Raw genomic sequence first — 17,221 nt, 5'->3', positions numbered from 1 at the left:
GCCCCGCCGTCTGACCCCACCCCCACCGAACGTCTTGGTCACGAGGTTGGCGGCGATGGGGATCACGCATGCCGCCGCCAACCTCGCGACCAGAGAGTTGGGAGGACGGCGGTGAGCGCGGTGCGGCTGCGGGGGTTCGGGTGGCGGCACGCCGGCCGCCGGCACTGGGCGGTACGCGGGGTGGACCTGGACGTCGCGGCCGGGGAGCGGGTGCTGCTGCTGGGGCCCTCCGGGGCCGGCAAGAGCACCCTGCTGGCGGCACTGGCGGGGCTGCTGCCGCAGGACTCCGGCGAGCGGGAGGGCATCGTCGAGATCGACGGCCTGGACCCCCGTACCGCCCGCGAGCGGGTCGGTGTCGTCTTCCAGGACCCGGAGTCCCAGTTGGTGATGGCCCGCTGCGGCGACGACGTGGCGTTCGGGCTGGAGAACCGCGGGGTACCGACCGAGGCCATCTGGCCCCGGGTGGACAGCGCGCTGCGCCGGGTCGGCTTCCCGTACGACCGGGACCGGCCCACCGCCGCCCTCTCCGGCGGCGAGCAGCAGCGCCTGGCCCTGGCCGGCGCGCTGGCGTTGCGTCCCGGCCTGCTGCTGCTCGACGAGCCGACCGCCAACCTCGACCCGACCGGCGCCGACCTGGTCCGGCGGGCGGTCGCCGACGCGCTGGACGCCGACACCACCCTGATCCTGGTCGAGCACCGGGTCGCCGACGCGCTGCCGCTGGTGGACCGGGTGGTGGTCCTGGAGCCGGGCGGCGGGGTCCGCGCCGACGGCCCGCCCCAGACGGTCTTCGCCACGCACGGCGACGCGCTCGACGCCGACGGGGTCTGGGTGCCGGGCCGCACCACGCCACCCCGGCACGCCGCCGCCCCCGCCGGGGAGGTGCTGCTCGCCGCCGAACGGCTCGGCCTGCCACCCCGGTTGGCGGCCACCGACCTCCGGGTACGCGCCGGCGAGGCGCTGGCCGTGCTCGGCCCGAACGGGGCCGGCAAGTCCACCCTGGCCCTGTTGCTCGGCGGGTTGCTGCGCCCCGGCGTCGGCCGGCTGACCGCCACCTCGGCCCTGGCCGGACCGGATGCCCGCACTCCCCCGCACCGGTGGCGGGCGCCCGCGCTGACCCGCCGGATCGGCTCGGTCTTCCAGGATCCGGAACACCAGTTCGTCACCGGCACCGTCTTCGACGAACTGGCGCTCGGCCCCCGCCGCACCGGCCAGCCCGAACCGGCGGTACGGGCTGCCGTGGACACGCTGCTGGAACGGCTGCGGCTGGCCAGACTGGCCGGTGCCAACCCGTTCACCCTCTCCGGCGGGGAGTCGCGGCGGTTGAGCGTGGCGACCGCGCTGGCCACCGCGCCCCGCCTGCTGATCTGTGACGAACCGACCTTCGGGCAGGACCGGCGGACCTGGCGGGAGCTGGTGGACCTCCTCGCCGACCTGCGCGACGGCGGGCACGGCGTCGTCACCGTCACCCACGATGCGGACTTCGTCGCCGCCCTGGCCGACCGCACGGTCACCCTGGAGCGCAGGTGATCGCCGTGGCACCCGTCGCGGCACCCGGCGCGCCGCTGGCCCGACGCAACCCGGTGGCGAAGCTCGCCGCCGCGCTGGTGTTCTCGTTCATCCTGGTGGCCACCCTGGACCCGGTGGCCCCGGCGATCGCCGTCGCCGTCGAACTGGCGCTGCTGCCGCTGTTCGGCGTCCGGTACCGGGTGCTGGCCCGGCGGGCGTTGCCGCTGCTGGTCAGCGGCGTGGGGATCGTGGTCACGCTGGTGCTGTTCGCCGCGGACCACTCCGGCCGGGTGCTGCTGGACGTCGGGCCGGTCCTGGTGACCGAAGGGGTGCTGGTCACCGCGCTCGGCCTGGTGTTGCGGATGTTCGCGGTGGCGCTGCCCGGCGTGATCGTCTTCGCCACCACCGACCCGACCGACCTGGCCGACGCGCTGATCCAGAACGCGAGGGCCCCGGCCCGCTTCGCCATCGGCGCGCTGGCCGCGTTCCGGCTGGTGCCACTGCTCGGTCAGGAGTGGCAGACGATCGGACTCGCCCGCCGGGCGCGGGGCGTGGACGCCGGCCGCAACCCGCTGGCCCGACTGCGGCTGTTCGGATCGACCGCGTTCGCCCTGCTGGTCGCCGCCATCCGGCGGGGCACCCGGCTCGCGGTGGCGATGGACGCCCGGGGCTTCGACGCCGGCACCCCCCGGACGGTCGCCCGCCGGCAGCACTTCGGCCCGGCCGACTGGCTGCTGCTGGTGGGCGCGGCGGTGCTGGCCGGCGGGGCGTTGGCGGTCAGCGTCGCGCTGGGCACCTTCCGCCCGCTGCTCGGCTGACCGGCGGTCTCCCGGCCCGCGCCGGGGCCGTCGCCGCCGGCGCGGGCCGGGAGACCGCCGGTGGCAACGACCCGGCACGGCCGCCGGCGACCCGCGGGCGCCGACGGCCGCAACCGGCCGCCGGCGCCCGCCGTCAGGGCCGGTCAGCTGCGCCGGAAGGCGTACCGGCGGGCCTGCCCCCGGGCGGTGGTGGAGCCGCCGCGCACCGACCGGCCCGATGACGGCGGCGGGGTCGGCGTGGCCCGGGTCGCGACCGGCAGTCCGGAACGGTCGGCGGGCAGGGCGGCCGGGGTGACGGGTGCCACGGCGAGCGCGTCGAGGTCCGCCGTGCTCACCTCCACCTGGGCGCGGTGGGATTTCCTGGGGTTGCGTCTGGCGGGCATAGGTTGCCTCCTGCTACGGATCAGGGGACCGCCACCCGACACAGGTGGGCGGTCGGCGGGCAGGGAACGACCCGGGCGACCGACCACAGAGGACCCCTGGCAGGGAACGCGGACGCCCGGAGCTCACGGACCCGCGGCGACGGCGGGTCGGGCTCTGGAGGAGGGGCGTCAGATGCGCATGCCCGAACGGTAACGGTGACCGGCGGCGGGCGCATCCGATTTACCGGCGGGAACCGCGCGGGCGTCCACCAGACGGGAACGCTCGGTGGCCGTGCCGCGCCCACCGCCGGGCGGGCCCACCATGGGACGGGCCCGCCCGACCCTCACCACCGCAGGTCAGCAGGGGCATGTGCCCGGTGGGCGGGCGTCACTCGGCGGCGACGTCGCGCGGCACGTCGATCACCGAGCGTCGACGTCCACTCCCCGGGCGAGGTTGGGCACGATACGGTCGCAGCACCACCGGCGTACGAGAAGGGCGGACATACATGGCGCAGCAGGCGACGGCGCAGATCGGGGTGACCGGGCTGGCGGTGATGGGCCGCAACCTGGCCCGGAACCTGGCCCGCAACGGCTTCACCGTGGCGGTGCACAACCGCTCCCCGGAGCGCACCCGCAGTCTGGTGGCCGAGCACGGCGACGAGGGCGCCTTCGTGCCGTCGGAGTCCCTCGCCGACTTCGTCGCCTCGCTGGAACGGCCCCGTGCGGTGATCGTCATGGTCAAGGCCGGCGCCCCCACCGACGCGGTCATCGACGAGTTGGTCCCGCTGCTCGAGGAGGGGGACATCGTCGTCGACGCCGGCAACGCCCACTTCGCCGACACCCGGCGGCGGGAGGAGACGCTGCGCGAACACGGCCTGCACTTCGTCGGCACAGGCGTCTCCGGCGGCGAGGAGGGCGCGCTGCTCGGCCCGAGCATCATGCCCGGCGGCTCCGCCGAGTCGTACGCGAAGCTCGGGCCGATGTTCGAGAAGATCGCCGCGCAGGTGGACGGCACGCCGTGCTGCCGGCACGTCGGCCCGGACGGCGCCGGCCACTTCGTGAAGATGGTCCACAACGGCATCGAGTACGCCGACATGCAGCTCATCGCCGAGGCGTACGACCTGCTGCGGGCCGGGCTGGCGGCGACCCCGGCGGAGATCGCGGAGATCTTCCGGGAGTGGAACGCCGGCGAGCTGGGTTCGTTCCTCATCGAGATCACCGCCGACGTGCTGGCGCACACCGACGCGGCGACCGGCCGCGCGTTCGTCGACATCGTGCTCGACCAGGCGGAGCAGAAGGGCACCGGCCGCTGGACCGTGCAGAGCGCGCTGGACCTCGGCATCCCGATCACCGGCATCGCCGAGGCGACGTTCGCCCGGTCGCTGTCCGGCCACGCCGGCCAGCGCGAGGCCGCCCGCCGCGCCTTCGGCGACGCGGGCGGGAAGTGGCAGGTCGACGACCGGGAGACCTTCGTCGAGGATGTACGGCGCGCGTTGCTGGCCAGCAAGATCGTGGCGTACGCGCAGGGCTTCGACCACATCCGCGCCGGCAGCCGCGAGTACGACTGGAACATCGACCTGGGCGGCACCGCCACCATCTGGCGCGGCGGCTGCATCATCCGGGCCCGCTTCCTGGACCGCATCCGCGAGGCGTACGACGAGCAGCCGGAGCTGCCGACGCTGCTGGTGGCGCCGTACTTCGCCGACGCGGTCAGCGACGGCGTGCCGAGCTGGCGGCGGGTGGTCGCCGACGCGGCCCGCGTCGGCGTGCCCACCCCGGCGTTCTCCTCGTCGCTGGCGTACTTCGACGCGCTGCGCGCGGAGCGGCTGCCGGCGGCGCTGATCCAGGGGCTGCGGGACAACTTCGGCGCGCACACCTACCGCCGGGTCGACCGGGAGGGCACCTTCCACACCCTCTGGGCCGGCGACCGTTCCGAAGTGGCGGGCTGACACCCGCCCGGTCCGCGCCCGACAACCGGGTGGTCGCCGCCCGGCGGGATGCGGTCCAGCGGGCCACGGCGGCGATGTCTGCGGCATGTCGTGCCATCCCGTCCTCGGGACAGCGCGACATGCCGCACTCGGTGCCCGGAGCATCCCCGGACGGACACGACGCCGCCGCCGCGCGAGGGCGGCGGCGTCGGACGGGCGTCACCAGAAACGGCGACGCTTGGCCTTCTGGGGGCGCAGCAGGTCCGCGCCCTTGGCCAGCAGGCGGCTCACGCCGGTGGGGCCGCGCCGGGCCTCCAGCGAGTGGCTGAGCCGTCGGGCACCGGCTGCCGCCAGCGGCACGGCGACCGCCATGACCGCCCACTGGGCGATCCGCTTCTGCATCATGTGGGTTCACCTCCGCGATCGGCTGCTGCGATGGTGGTACCCCGGATCCGAGATCACCAATCGTGACCGGCGCGCCCCTTCCGGGTCAGGACGGCGGGGCGACCGGGTTGGGCAGCGCCCCGCCGAAGCGGCGGTCCCGCTGCGCGTACAGCTCGCAGGCGTACCACAGGTGGCGGCGGTCGAAGTCCGGCCAGAGGGTGTCGAGGAAGACCAGCTCGGCGTACGCGGTCTGCCAGAGCAGGAAGTTGGAGATCCGCTCCTCGCCGGAGGGGCGGAGGAAGAGGTCCACCTCGGGAACCTCCGGGTGGTAGAGGTACCGCGCCACGGTCTTCTCGTTGACCTTCGCCGGGTCGAGCCGGCCGGCGGCCACGTCCCGGGCGATCGCCGCGGCGGCGTCGGCGATCTCCGCCTGGCCGCCGTAGTTCACGCAGAACTGCAGGGTCAGCGTCGAGTTGCCCCGGGACATCTCCTCGGCGGTCTGCAACTCGCTGATGACGCTCTTCCACAGTCGCCCGGTCCGCCCCGACCAGAGCACCCGGACGCCCAGGTCGACGAGCTGGTCCCGGCGGCGGCGGATGACGTCGCGGTTGAAGCCCATCAGGAAACGGACCTCCTCCGGTGAGCGCCGCCAGTTCTCGGTGGAGAACGCGTAGGCGGACAGGTAGGGGATGCCCAGCTCGATGGCGCCCTCGACGGTGTCGAAGAGGCTGAACTCCCCCTGCTCGTGACCCTTCGTACGGGGCAGCCCGCGTTCCTTGGCCCACCTGCCGTTGCCGTCCATGACGATCGCGACGTGCTTCGGCAGGGCGTCGGCCGGCAGGGCCGGCGGCCGGGCGCCGGACGGGTGCGGAGTCGGTGGCACCGGCTGGCGTCGGACGCCCCTCGTCGATCGGATCACTCGGTCTTCTCCCTGAACACAGCGGCGGCGGTGGGCCCGACGCGCGGCGGGACCGCACCCGGCCCCACACCCGGCGGCGGGGCCGCGCCGGTCGCCGGGGCGCCCCGGTCGACCAGCGGCAGCGAGCGTAACGCGCGCTCGAGGTGCCACTGCAGGTGCGCCGCGACCAGGCCGCTGCACTCCCGGCGTACGCCGGTGTCGGTGGCGTCGGCCACCACCCAGTCACCGCTGGTCAGCGCGGACATCAGGTCGATGGTGGCCGGGGCGGGATGGGCCGCGCCGGGGGGCCGGCAGTCCGGGCAGACCGCGCCACCGGCCGGCACGGAGAACGCCCGGTGCCGCCCCGGCGTGCCGCAGACCGCGCAGGCGATCAGCGCCGGCGCCCAGCCGGCGAGGGCCATCCCGCGCAGCAGGTACGCGTCGAGCACCAGCGTGGTGGCGTGCTCGCCCCGGGCGAGGGCCTTGAGCGCACCGAGGGTGAGCTGGAACAGCCGCAGCGACGGCTCCCGCTCGACGGGGGTGAGCCGTTCGGCGGTCTCGGCGATCGCGCTGGCCGCCGTGTAGCGGGGGTAGTCGCCGAGGAACCGCTTGCCGTACAGGTCGATCCCCTCGACCTGGCTGACGGTGTGCAACGAGCTGCCCTGGTTGCCCTTCGGGTCACCGGCGAGCTGAAGGTCGACGTGACCGAACGGCTCCAGCCGGGCGCCGAACCTGCTGGTGGTGCGCCGCACCCCCCGGGCCACCGCGCGGATCCGGCCGTGCCGGCGGGTCAGCAACGTGATGATCCGGTCCGACTCGCCCAGTTTCTGCACGCGCAGGACCACCGCGTCGTCGCGGTAGAGCTGTCGGCGGTACCCGGCCATCGGGCCATTCTCCCTCGGGGTGGGAAGTCAGGGTCGGTTCGGGGTGGACCCGACCGCATCCCGGATGTGCCCGGGACGCACCGGCCGTAGGTTGACCATCATGGCTCTCCTCCGCAGCACCGTGGCCCTGGGCGCGGCCACCGCTCTCGTCCTCACCGCCGGGTGTGACACGCTCGCGTTCCGGGAGCTGGAGTTCGACCAGACCGAGGCGGTCCGGATCGGCACGGTGACGGTGCGGCCGGGCTCGGGAGACGTGGTGGTGCGGGCGACCGGCAAGGCAACCGAGGTACGCATCAGACGGGTGCTGCGCTACCACGGCGACCAGCCGGGCCGCACGTACGAGATCCGGGGTGACGAGTTGGTGCTCGACGCCCGGTGCGGTCCCCACTGCTCGGTGTCGTACGAGGTGACCGCGCCGGAGGGCGTCACGGTCCGGGGCGAGACCGGCTCGGGCGACGTCACGCTGACCAAGGTCGGCACGGTCGACTTCGTGCTGGGCTCCGGCACGATCCGGATCACCTCCGCCACCGGTCCGGTCCGCGCCGAGACCGGCTCGGGCAACATCGCGGTGACCGACGTGGCCAGCCCGACGCGGCTGCGCGCCTCCTCCGGTGACATCGCCGGCGACCGGCTCGGCGGTGAGGTGGACGCGGAGACCGGCTCCGGCGACGTCACCCTCGACCTGGACCGGCCCGCCTCGGCGCGGGCGCACGCCTCCAGCGGGGACGTGACGCTGGCGGTGCCCGCCGGGCGGTACCGGGTGCAATCCAGCACCGGCTCCGGCGAGGCCGACCTGGGGGTACGGCACGATCCCGGTGCCTCCCTGCTGCTCGACCTGAGCACCGGCAGCGGGAACGTCACCCTCGGCCAGCGTTGAGGTCGACGGTGGGGCTGTCGGCGGCGGCCCGACGCGGGCTCGGAGCCACCGCCCGTCCGACCGTGCCCACGGGGACCAGCGGCCCGAGCCTCGCGCCGGCGGGCGGAGGGCTCGTCGGCATCTCCGGGGGGCCGGCCACGCCGGTCTGGCCGGTTGCCGCCGAAGGGGCCGTGACGGTCCGGGGTCGGCCACCGGGGAGCAGTTCGGGCCGGCGGCGGGCGGCGATGTCCTCCACCCAGCCGACCAGCAGGGCGACGACGCCGACCAGGGCGAAGACCAGCGCCACCCGGACGGCCAGCCCGACCGGGTCGCGGTCGGTCCAGCCGACCAGCCCCACCATGGGGGTGAGCAGCACCACGAACGGCATGTGCCAGAGGTAGATCGTCAGGGCCCGCCGGTTGACCAGGGTCACCAGCCGGCTGACCAGCCGGCTGCGGTCGACCCAGGCGGCGGCGTCCGGCGCGCGGCCGATCATCAGCAGGATGAACGCGGCCGACCAGAGCGCGTTGCCCAGCGGGATGTCGTTGAGGTCGTACCCGCGCGGGCCGGGGTGGGTGAGGATCCACGCGCCGCCGGCCGCGCCGAGGGCCAGCGCCGCCGGGACCAGCACCCGGTTGGCCAGCCGCCGCAGCATGCCGTCGTGGTGGGCGAAGCCGAGCAGCCAGGCGCCGAAGTAGAGACCGAAGTGGTGCGCCACGGGGGACGCGGTGGCCAGGACGCCGGACTCGACGGCGACGAGCAGGGCGTACGGGGCCAGCAGGGTGGGCAGGGGTGCGCGCCGGAACAGCCACAACGCCACCGGCGAGGCGAGCACGAACCACAGGTAGTCGCGCAGGTACCAGATCGGGCTGAGTGCCAGCGCCCCCCAGTAGTTGGCCGGCGGGTCCGCGACCGGAAAGAGCCAGAGCAGCACCCTCGGGGTGAGCACCAGCCCGGTGAGCAGCATGGCCGGCACGAAGATCGCCGCCACCACCCACAGCGACGGCAGCAGCCGACGCAGGCGGCGCGGCACCGCGGGCACTCCGGACCGGTCGAGGGAGGCCGCCATCAGCGAGCCGGCGAGCGCGAACATCACCGACATCGCCGGGAAGACCAGCGTCAGCGTGGCGAGCCCGGTGACGTGGTAGACGACGACGCGGATGACGGCCAGGGCGCGGAGCAGGTCCAGGTATCGATTACGCATCAGCCTGCATCTATGTCAGGGGGCAGGGGTCAAACGTTCCCTACCCTGCGTCCCGATCCTGTGAAACCCGCGCCTCACCGCGACAAAAGTGAAGATTCCCATACGGCGGGGGGTCGCACGACGACGTCGCACCCGTGCGCGGTACCGGCACGCCTGGCCCACGACGCCGTCACCGCCATCGCGTACGGGTCGCGTGGAGGCGGCTGCCGAGCCGGCGTCAGAAGCCGAGCTTGCGCAGCTGCTTCGGATCCCGCTGCCAGTCCTTCGCCACCCGCACGTGCAGGTCGAGGTAGACCCGGGTACCGAGCAGTTCCTCGATCTGCCGGCGGGCACGGGTGCCCACGTCCTTGAGCCGGCTGGCCCGGTGCCCGATGACGATCGCCTTCTGGCTGGGCCGTTCGACGTACACGTCGGCGTAGATCTTCATGACCTGGCCCTCGGGAATCATCTCCTCGACCACCACCGCGATGGAGTGCGGCAACTCGTCGCGGACCCCCTCCAGGGCCGCCTCCCGGATCAGCTCGGCGACCAGCACCTGCTCCGGGTCGTCGGTGAGCATGTCGTCCGGGTAGAGCTGCGGCGACGGCGGCAGGTAACCGGTCATCACGTCGACCAGGGTGTCGACCTGGTGCCCCGAGACGGCGCTGACCGGCACCACGTCGGCGAACTCGCCCAGCTCGCTGACCGCCAGCAACTGCTCGGCCAGACGCCTGCGGTCCACTAGGTCGGTCTTGGTCACCACGGCCAGCACGGTGGCCTTCAGCTCGGCGAGCTCGCCGCTGATGAACCGGTCGCCCCGACCGATCGGCTCGTCGGCCGGGATGCAGAGCCCGATCACGTCGACCTCGCTCCAGGTCGAGCGGACCAGGTCGTTCAGTCGCTCGCCGAGCAGCGTACGGGGGCGGTGCAGGCCCGGCGTGTCGACCAGGACGAGCTGGGAGTCCGGCCGGTGCAGCACGGCCCGGATCACGTGCCGGGTGGTCTGCGGCTTGCTCGAGGTGATCGCGATCTTCTGACCGACGATCGCGTTGGTCAGCGTCGACTTGCCCGCGTTGGGCCGCCCCACGAAACAGGCGAACCCCGCCCGGTACGGACGCTGCCCCAGGTCGGCGGTCACTCGACCACCGTGCCGAGAACCGTGCCGTCCGGCGCGGCGACGTGGATCGGCGCGTCGGCGGAGAGGTCCCGCACGGCGGCGTGCCCCGCCCCGTCCAGCGTCGACGCCTCGGTCACCACCACGGCCGCCTCCAACCGGGTGGCCCCGGCCGCGACGGCGGAGGCGACCGCGAGCTGAAGCGCGGTGATGGTCAGCGACGGCAACGCGACGCTCGCCGCGGCGTACGTCCGGCCGTCCTGGTCGCGGACCGCCGCGCCCTCCACGGCGCCCACCCGGCCCCGGGCGCCCCGGGCCAGGACGACCAGCTTGCCGTCCTCGGCGCTCAGCGCGGCCGGATCGGACGGGGTGGGCCGGGCGGCCGGTACGGCGGCTGACTCAGGCATCGGCGGGTTGCCTCTCCTCGGTTCGGGTCTGGTTGGTGCGGGACTCGGCGGACTCGCCGCGCCCCGACGGGCGGTCACCCGGCTCGACCCGGCTGACCAGCACGGTGTCGATCCGGTTGCGCCGGCCGGTGGTGCCCTCGGCGAGCAGGCGCAACCCGGCCACCTCGGCGTGCGCGCCGGGGATCGGCACCCGGCCCAGGGCCTGGGCCAGCAGGCCGCCGACCGTCTCCACCTCGTCGGTGGGCAGCTCGGTGTCGAACAGCTCGCCCAGATTCTCCACCGGGAGCCGGGCGGTCACCCGCACCGACCCGTCCGCCAGGTGCTCGACCGGCGGGCGTTCGACATCGTACTCGTCGGTGATCTCACCGACGATCTCCTCCAGGATGTCCTCGATGGTGACCAGACCGCCGGTGCCGCCGTACTCGTCGACGACGATGACCAGGTGGTTGCGGGCGGCCTGCATCTCCGACAGCAGGTCGTCGACCGGCTTGGACTCGGGCACGAAGGTCGCCGGCCGCATCAGCTCCCGCACCGGGGTCTGGTGGTCGCGCGGGTCGCCGCCACGGGTACGCCGGATCAGGTCCTTGAGGTAGAGCACGCCGAGCACGTCGTCGACGCTCTCGCCGATCACCGGGATCCGCGAGAAGCCGGAGCGCAGGAAGAGCGCCAGCGCCTGGGAGAGCGTCTTGCCCTCCTCTATCCACACCATCTCGGTTCGCGGCACCATCACCTCCCGGGCGATGGTGTCACCGAGGGCGAAGACCGAGTGGATCATCTGCCGCTCGCCGTGCTCCACGACGCCGCGCTGCTCGGCCAGGTCGACCAGCTCGCGTAGCTCCACCTGGGTGGCGAACGGGCCCTCCCGGAAGCCGCGTCCCGGGGTGACCGCGTTGCCGATCAGGATCAGCAGCGAGGCGAGCGGGTTGAGCGCCCGGCCCAGCCAGCGCACCAGCGGCGCGACCGCCCGACCGACGGCGTACGCGTGCTGCCGGCCGAGGGTGCGCGGAGCCACGCCGACCACCACGAAGCTGACCACGGTCATCGCGCCGGCGGTGACCAGCGCCGCCCGCCAGCCCGCACCGAAGGTGTCCACCGCGACCAGCGCCACCAGCGTGGTGGCGGTCAACTCGGCGAGCAGCCGGAGCAGGAGCAGCAGGTTGAGGTGGCGCACCACGTCACCGGCCACCGCCTGGAGGGTGCCCGCGCCGCGGGCGCCGTCCCGGGCCAGCTCGGCGGCCCGCGCCGGGGAAACGGCGGCCAGCGCCGCCTCGGTCATCGCGATCAGGCCGGCGAGCACCACCAGGCCGGCGGCGAAGAAGATCAACTGAAGGTCGGGCAGCCCCGCTGTCGGAACCGCCGCGAGAGTGTCCATCACCGGGACCGCGTCGACCGCCAGCTGGCCAGCAGTCGCGCCTGGAGCCCGAACATCTCGCGCTCCTCCTCCGGCTCGGCGTGGTCGTACCCGAGCAGGTGCAGCACGCCGTGCACGGTGAGCAGGTGCAGCTCGTCGGCCGGGGAGTGCCCGGCGGTGGCGGCCTGCTTGGCGGCCACCTCAGGGCAGAGCACGATGTCACCGAGCAGGGCCGGCTCGCCGCCGGCCGGGACGCTCTCGCCCGGGCCGTGGTCGACGCTGCCCTCGTCCATCGGGAAGGCGAGCACGTCCGTCGGCCCGTCCCCGCCCATCCAGCGGTGGTTCAGCTCGGTCATGTAGTCGATGTCGACCAGCAGCACGGAGAGCTCGGCGAGGGGGTTTACCCCCATCTCGTCGAGGGCGTGCCGGGCGACGGCGAGCACGGCGTCGGTGTCGACGTCGACGCCGGACTCGTTGGCGATCTCGATGGACATGTCTTCCTCTGTCATTAGCGGCGCCGGCCGGCCCGGCCGCCCTGGGCGGTCCGCCCAGGCACGGCGTGCACGCCCTGCGCCTGCTGGTTCTCCCGCTCGGCGTCCCAGCGGGCGTACGCGTCGACGATCTCCCCGACCAGCTTGTGCCGGACCACGTCGGAGCTGGACAGCGGAGCGAAGTGCACGTCCTCGACACCCGCCAGGATGTCCCGGACCATCCGCAGGCCGCTGGTCGTCCCGCCCGGGAGGTCCACCTGGGTGACGTCACCGGTCACCACGATCTTGGAACCGAAGCCGAGCCGGGTGAGGAACATCTTCATCTGCTCGGGCGTGGTGTTCTGCGCCTCGTCGAGAATGATGAACGCGTCGTTGAGGGTCCTACCGCGCATGTACGCCAGCGGCGCCACCTCGATCGTGCCGGCGGCCATCAGCTTCGGGATGGACTCCGGGTCGAGCATGTCGTGCAGCGCGTCGTAGAGCGGGCGCAGGTACGGGTCGATCTTCTCGTTGAGGGTGCCCGGCAGGAAGCCCAGCCGCTCCCCCGCCTCGACCGCCGGCCGGGTGAGGATGATCCGGTTGACCTGCTTGGCCTGGAGCGCCTGCACGGCCTTGGCCATCGCCAGGTAGGTCTTGCCGGTGCCGGCCGGGCCGATGCCGAAGACGATGGTGTGCGCGTCGATCGCGTCGACGTACTTCTTCTGCCCGAGGGTCTTGGGACGGATGGTGCGCCCGCGCCGGGAGAGAATGTTGAGGGTGAGGACCTCGGCGGGCCGCTCGGCGCTGCCCTGCTCGAGCATGCCGACGGTACGCCGGACGGCGTCGGTGGTCAGGGTCTCGCCTTTCTCGATCAGTTCGAGCAGCTCGCTGAAGAGGCGCTCGGCGAGGGCGTTGTCGGCGGGCGCGCCGGTGATGGTCACCTCGTTGCCGCGCACGTGCACGTCACTGTTGACCGAGCGTTCGACGAGCCGCAGAATCTCGTCGCCCGCGCCGAGCAGGTTCACCATGATCTTGGGGTCGGGGACCGTGATCCTGGTCTGCACCCGGGGCGGGCCGGGAGGTGGGGTGCCGGTCATAGCTCGGGCCGTCGGGCCCTGTGCCACCTGCTTCCGATCTCGGTGCCGGCCCTGCTGGCGCGGCGTGCGGACGTTGCACCCATGGTATCCGTTCCGCGCCGGGGGCACCCGGTCCATTTCCGCCTCCGGCGGAGCGGAGCGAACGCACCGCCGGCCACAGCCGGCAGCGCACCCCGCCCAGCCCGGCCGCTCGATCGACTCCGACAGCGCCGGGTCGCCACATCCCGCCAGGCGCTCGAACGGCGCGGCTGAAGGCAACACCCGAACGCAGGCGGTCAGCGGGCGAGCATCGGGCCCAGCGGCGCGCCACCGAGCAGGTGCGCGTGCACGTGGAAGACCTCCTGCCCGCCGTACCCGCCGGTGTTGAACATCAGCCGGAAGCCGTCGCCGAGCAGCCCCTCGTCCTCGGCCACGGCGGCGGCCGTGGCCAGCACCTCACCGGCGAGCGCCGGGTCACCCTGCCCGAGCGTGGCCACGTCGGCGTAGTGCTCCTTCGGGATGACCAGCACGTGCACCGGCGCCTTCGGGTCGATGTCACGGAAGGCGAGGGTCCGGTCGGTTTCCCGGACGATGGTCGCCGGGATCTCGCCGGCGACGATGCGGCAGAACAGGCAGTCGGATCCCATCGGGGCATGGTAAGCCGTGCCGGCCGGCTCGCCCGCCGTCACCCACCTCTGCGGTGCGTCACCAGCGGGCGAGACGGGTGGCGAGGACGGTCAGCGCGGCCACGCCGGCGGTGGACGTACGCAGCACCGAGGGGCCGAGGCGGACCGGCCGGGCGCCGGCCTCGGTGAAGGCGCTCAGCTCCGCCGGGGCGATCCCGCCCTCGGGACCCACCACCAGCACGATCTCGCCGGTGTCGGGCAGCTCAACGGTGGTCAGCCGGTCCTGGGCCTCCTCGTGCAGCACGAATGCGGCACCCGCCCCGGCGATCCGCCGGGCCACGGTGGCGGTGGACTCGTCCGGGGCGCCGGCCACCACCGGCAGCCACGGGCGGCGGGCCTGCTTGGCCGCCTCCCGGGCGGTGGCGACCCACTTCTCCCGGGCCCGTACGCCCCGGTCGCCGCGCCACTGCGTCACCGAGCGCGACGCCGCCCAGGGCACGATCTCGTCCACCCCGACCTCGGTCATCGCCTGCACGGCCAGCTCGCCCCGGTCACCCTTGGCGATGCCCTGCACCACGACCAGCCGGGGAACGTCGGCGTCGACGTACCCCCGGGCGGTGACCCGCAGGTCGAGGGTGCCCCGACCGACGGCGACGACCACGGCGGTGGCCGTGCCGCCCCGGCCGTCGGCCAGCAGCAGCTCCTCGCCGACGCGCAGCCGCTGGACGGTGGCCGCGTGGTGTCCCTCCGGGCCGTCCAGGGTCACCGTGTCACCGGTGGGCAGCGCCTCGACCAGGAACAGCGACGCGGACACTCAGGCGTGCCCGTTGAAGGCGTCGCGCATCCGGGAGAAGAAGCCGCCCTGCTTGGTCAGCTCGGCGACCTCCTCGCCCCGGGTCTTGGCGAACTCGCGCAGCATCCGCTCCTGGTCGGCGTCGAGCTTGGTCGGGGTCCGCACGTCGAGGTGGACGTAGAGGTCGCCGCGGCCGGTGCCGCGCAGGTGCGGCACACCCCGGGCGCGCAGCCGCAGCGTGCTGCCCGGCTGGGTGCCGGGCTTGACGTCCACCGTCTCCTCGCTGTCGAGGGTCTTGATGGTCAGCCGGGTGCCGAGCGCGGCGGCGGTCATCGGCACGGTGACCCGGCAGTGCAGGTCGTCGCCCTTGCGGGAGTACACGTCGTGCGGCCGTTCGTGGATTTCCACGTACAGGTCGCCGGCGGTGCCGCCGCCCGGGCCGACCTCGCCCTGCTGGGCCAGCCGGATCCGCATGCCGTCCTCCACCCCGGCCGGGATCTTGACCGTCAGCGACCGGCGGGTGCGCACCCGGCCGTCGCCGGCGCAGGTCGGGCAGGGGTGCGGGATGGTGGTGCCGTAGCCCTGGCAGACCGTGCACGGCCGGGCGGAGACCACCTGACCGAGGAAGGTGCGCTGCACCGACTGCACCTCGCCCCGGCCGCCGCACGCCTCGCAGGTGGCCAGGTGGGTGCCGGCCGCGGTGCCCGCGCCGGAGCAGGTGGTGCAGAGCACGGCGGTGTCGACGGTGATCGGCGCCTCGACGCCGAAGGCGGTCTCGTGCAGATCCAGCTCGAGCCGCAGGATGGCGTCGGCGCCGGGTCGGGTACGCGGGCGCGGTCCCCGGGCGCCACCAGCGGCTCCACCGAAGAAGGCGTCCATGATGTCCTGGAAGCCGACGAACGGGCCGGCCCCGCCCGGGCCGCCCGGGCCGCCGGCGCCCCCGCCCGGGGCCAGCGGGTCGCCGCCCAGGTCGACGATCTGCCGCTTCCGGTCGTCCGAGAGGACCTCGTACGCGGCGTTGATGTCCTTGAACTTCTCCTGTGCCTCCGGATCCGGATTCACGTCCGGGTGGAACTGGCGCGCCAGCTTGCGGTAGGCGCGCTTGATCTCGTCGTCGGAGGCCTCCCGGCTCACGCCGAGAATGCCGTAGTAGTCCCTGGCCACTGCGTTCGGTGTCCTCATGTTCGTCTCACGTTGCGCCGGTCGTCGCCCGGAGCCGGCTCCGGGCCCTGGATTGCGTCAGTTCTGGGCCAGCAGCTCGCCCACGTAGCGTGCCACGGCCCTCACCGTGGCGATGGTGCCGGGGTAGTCCATCCGGGTGGGGCCGAGAACCCCGAGACCGCCGACGATGGTCGCACCCGGGCCGTAGCCGGTGCTGACCACCGAGGCGGCACGCAGGTTGTCGATCTCGTTCTCGTCGCCGATCAGCACCCGGGTCGTGCTCGGCTCGGCCTCGCCGATGAGCTTGAGGAGCACCACCTCCTCCTCCAACGCCTCGAGGATGGGCCGCAGCGAACCCTGGAAGTCCAGCAAACCGCCCCGGGTCAGGTTGGCCGTGCCAGCCAGCGCGATGCGCTCCTCGTGCCGCTCGACCAGCGTCTCCAGCAGCACGGTGGAGAGCGTGGTCATGGCGGGGCGCAGGTGCGAGGGAGACTCCTCCACCAGAGCCTGCACCAGGGGCGGGGTCTCCGAGAGCCGGCTGCCGACCAGCTTCTCGTTGACCAGCCGGCGCAGGGCGGTGACGTCGTCGGCCGGGACCGGGGCGGGCAGTTCGACCAGCCGCTGCTCGACCCGCCCGGTGTCGGCGATCATGACCAGCATCAGCCGGGTGGTGGAGATCGGCACCAGCTCCAGGTGACGCACCGAGGAACGGGCCAGCGACGGGTACTGCACCACCGCGACCTGGCGGGTGAGCTGGGCCAGCAGCCGGACCGTGCGGTGGACCACGTCGTCCAGGTCGACCGCGCCGACGAGGAAACGCTCGATCGCCCGCCGCTCGGCGGGGCTGAGCGGCTTGACCCGGGAGAGCCGGTCGACGAAGAGGCGGTAGCCGCGGTCGGTGGGCACCCGGCCGGCGCTGGTGTGCGGCTGCCGGATGTAGCCCTCCTCCTCCAGCACGGCCATGTCGTTGCGCACCGTGGCCGGCGAGACCCCGAGCTGGTGCCGCTCGACCAGGGCCTTGCTGCCGACCGGTTCCTGCGTGGCGACGTAGTCCTCGACGATCGCGCGCAGCACGGCGAGCTTGCGGTCGTCGAGACCCATCTCCCCACCTCCTGACGCACGTCGGCCCGGAGCCGCCGGGCCCCGGGCGAGCGCTCTGGCACTCGACTGTACCGAGTGCCAGTCTACGTCGGCGCTCGCGCCGACGCGATGATCAGCGACGGACCACCGGTGCGGCCCGCCGGCCGGACGGCGCACCAGGGCCCCTCATCCGGACATCAGCGGCGGCGTCACCCTGGTGCCCCTTGCCGGCAGCCCCTACCGTGACGTCCATGACCGAACCACCTCGCCCTCCCGGTGCCGGCGGCTCCGACGAGCCCACCGCCCCTTTCGGCTCCTCCCCCG

18 protein-coding genes are annotated in these 17,221 nt (G+C 73.8%); 4 read left to right on the top strand and 14 right to left on the bottom strand.

What is annotated here, in order from left to right; genetic code table 11:
• Nucleotides 1-111: 111 nt before the first annotated feature.
• Both E1165_RS22280 and E1165_RS22275 read left to right on the top strand, forming a co-directional pair.
• Complete coding sequence (locus E1165_RS22280) at nt 112-1,527, top strand: ABC transporter ATP-binding protein (RefSeq protein ID WP_132393713.1); 1,416 nt, start codon at nt 112-114, stop codon at nt 1,525-1,527.
• Nucleotides 1,524-2,324 (top strand): energy-coupling factor transporter transmembrane protein EcfT, encoded by an 801-nt coding sequence (locus tag E1165_RS22275; RefSeq protein WP_132393712.1) that lies wholly within the window; start codon nt 1,524-1,526, stop codon nt 2,322-2,324. Before E1165_RS22280 ends, E1165_RS22275 begins: the two co-directional genes overlap by 4 nt.
• Nucleotides 2,325-2,467: 143 nt before the next feature.
• Here E1165_RS22275 and E1165_RS22270 read toward each other — a convergent pair whose 3' ends face one another.
• On the bottom strand, nt 2,468-2,707 hold the full coding sequence (locus tag E1165_RS22270; RefSeq protein WP_132393711.1) for a hypothetical protein: 240 nt from the start codon (nt 2,705-2,707) through the stop codon (nt 2,468-2,470).
• 485 nt (nt 2,708-3,192) lie between these two features.
• Here E1165_RS22270 and gndA point away from each other — a divergent pair, with 485 nt between their 5' ends.
• The gene (gene gndA / locus E1165_RS22265) at nt 3,193-4,635 is read left to right on the top strand and encodes an NADP-dependent phosphogluconate dehydrogenase (protein WP_132393710.1); all 1,443 of its coding nucleotides are present in this window, start codon (nt 3,193-3,195) and stop codon (nt 4,633-4,635) included.
• A gap of 198 nt (nt 4,636-4,833) precedes the next feature.
• Here the strand turns inward: gndA and E1165_RS22260 are convergent, their stop codons facing one another.
• The 3 genes from E1165_RS22260 to recO all read right to left on the bottom strand — a co-directional run bounded on the left by E1165_RS22260 (nt 4,834) and on the right by recO (nt 6,780).
• The gene (locus tag E1165_RS22260) at nt 4,834-5,019 is read right to left on the bottom strand and encodes a hypothetical protein (RefSeq protein ID WP_132268463.1); all 186 of its coding nucleotides are present in this window, start codon (nt 5,017-5,019) and stop codon (nt 4,834-4,836) included.
• Nucleotides 5,020-5,104: 85 nt separating this feature from the next.
• Nucleotides 5,105-5,881, bottom strand: a complete 777-nt coding sequence (locus E1165_RS22255) for an isoprenyl transferase (RefSeq protein WP_207917007.1) — start codon at nt 5,879-5,881, stop codon at nt 5,105-5,107.
• A 32-nt stretch (nt 5,882-5,913) separates the two neighbouring features.
• Entirely contained in the window at nt 5,914-6,780 is an 867-nt protein-coding gene (gene recO, locus E1165_RS22250; protein ID WP_132393708.1) for a DNA repair protein RecO, read from the bottom strand.
• A 100-nt stretch (nt 6,781-6,880) separates the two neighbouring features.
• On the opposite strand from recO, the gene E1165_RS22245 reads away from it, so the two are divergent.
• Nucleotides 6,881-7,657, top strand: coding sequence for a DUF4097 family beta strand repeat-containing protein (locus tag E1165_RS22245; protein ID WP_132393707.1), 777 nt, complete (start codon nt 6,881-6,883; stop codon nt 7,655-7,657).
• Here the strand turns inward: E1165_RS22245 and E1165_RS22240 are convergent.
• From E1165_RS22240 to hrcA, 10 genes are all read right to left on the bottom strand, one after another.
• The gene (locus E1165_RS22240; RefSeq protein WP_132393706.1) at nt 7,638-8,840 is read right to left on the bottom strand and encodes an acyltransferase; all 1,203 of its coding nucleotides are present in this window, start codon (nt 8,838-8,840) and stop codon (nt 7,638-7,640) included. The genes E1165_RS22245 and E1165_RS22240 overlap by 20 nt on opposite strands.
• A 217-nt stretch (nt 8,841-9,057) precedes the next feature.
• Nucleotides 9,058-9,957: a GTPase Era gene (era, locus tag E1165_RS22235; RefSeq protein ID WP_132393705.1), complete on the bottom strand. Its 900-nt coding sequence runs from the start codon at nt 9,955-9,957 to the stop codon at nt 9,058-9,060.
• Nucleotides 9,954-10,340: a cytidine deaminase gene (locus E1165_RS22230; RefSeq protein ID WP_132393704.1), complete on the bottom strand. Its 387-nt coding sequence runs from the start codon at nt 10,338-10,340 to the stop codon at nt 9,954-9,956. The genes era and E1165_RS22230 overlap by 4 nt, the downstream gene beginning before the upstream one ends.
• The gene (locus E1165_RS22225; protein ID WP_207917006.1) at nt 10,333-11,736 is read right to left on the bottom strand and encodes a hemolysin family protein; all 1,404 of its coding nucleotides are present in this window, start codon (nt 11,734-11,736) and stop codon (nt 10,333-10,335) included. The genes E1165_RS22230 and E1165_RS22225 overlap by 8 nt, the downstream gene beginning before the upstream one ends.
• On the bottom strand, nt 11,712-12,185 hold the full coding sequence (gene ybeY, locus E1165_RS22220; RefSeq protein WP_132393702.1) for an rRNA maturation RNase YbeY: 474 nt from the start codon (nt 12,183-12,185) through the stop codon (nt 11,712-11,714). Before ybeY ends, E1165_RS22225 begins: the two co-directional genes overlap by 25 nt.
• A gap of 14 nt (nt 12,186-12,199) precedes the next feature.
• Complete coding sequence (locus E1165_RS22215; protein WP_132393701.1) at nt 12,200-13,258, bottom strand: PhoH family protein; 1,059 nt, start codon at nt 13,256-13,258, stop codon at nt 12,200-12,202.
• Between the two features lie 275 nt (nt 13,259-13,533).
• Nucleotides 13,534-13,884 (bottom strand): histidine triad nucleotide-binding protein, encoded by a 351-nt coding sequence (locus tag E1165_RS22210; protein ID WP_132393700.1) that lies wholly within the window; start codon nt 13,882-13,884, stop codon nt 13,534-13,536.
• A gap of 58 nt (nt 13,885-13,942) precedes the next feature.
• On the bottom strand, nt 13,943-14,677 hold the full coding sequence (locus E1165_RS22205; protein WP_132393699.1) for a 16S rRNA (uracil(1498)-N(3))-methyltransferase: 735 nt from the start codon (nt 14,675-14,677) through the stop codon (nt 13,943-13,945).
• Nucleotides 14,678-15,820 (bottom strand): molecular chaperone DnaJ, encoded by a 1,143-nt coding sequence (dnaJ, locus tag E1165_RS22200; protein ID WP_207917005.1) that lies wholly within the window; start codon nt 15,818-15,820, stop codon nt 14,678-14,680. It abuts the gene before it with no gap.
• Nucleotides 15,821-15,895: 75 nt separating this feature from the next.
• Nucleotides 15,896-16,918: a heat-inducible transcriptional repressor HrcA gene (gene hrcA / locus E1165_RS22195; protein WP_132393697.1), complete on the bottom strand. Its 1,023-nt coding sequence runs from the start codon at nt 16,916-16,918 to the stop codon at nt 15,896-15,898.
• Nucleotides 16,919-17,221 lie beyond the last annotated feature (303 nt).

It is taken from the genome of Micromonospora sp. KC723, assembly GCF_004348595.1.
Classification (GTDB): domain Bacteria; phylum Actinomycetota; class Actinomycetes; order Mycobacteriales; family Micromonosporaceae; genus Micromonospora.
Note: the sequence above shows the minus strand (reverse complement) of the source record. Positions and strands in the feature narration are given on the sequence as shown.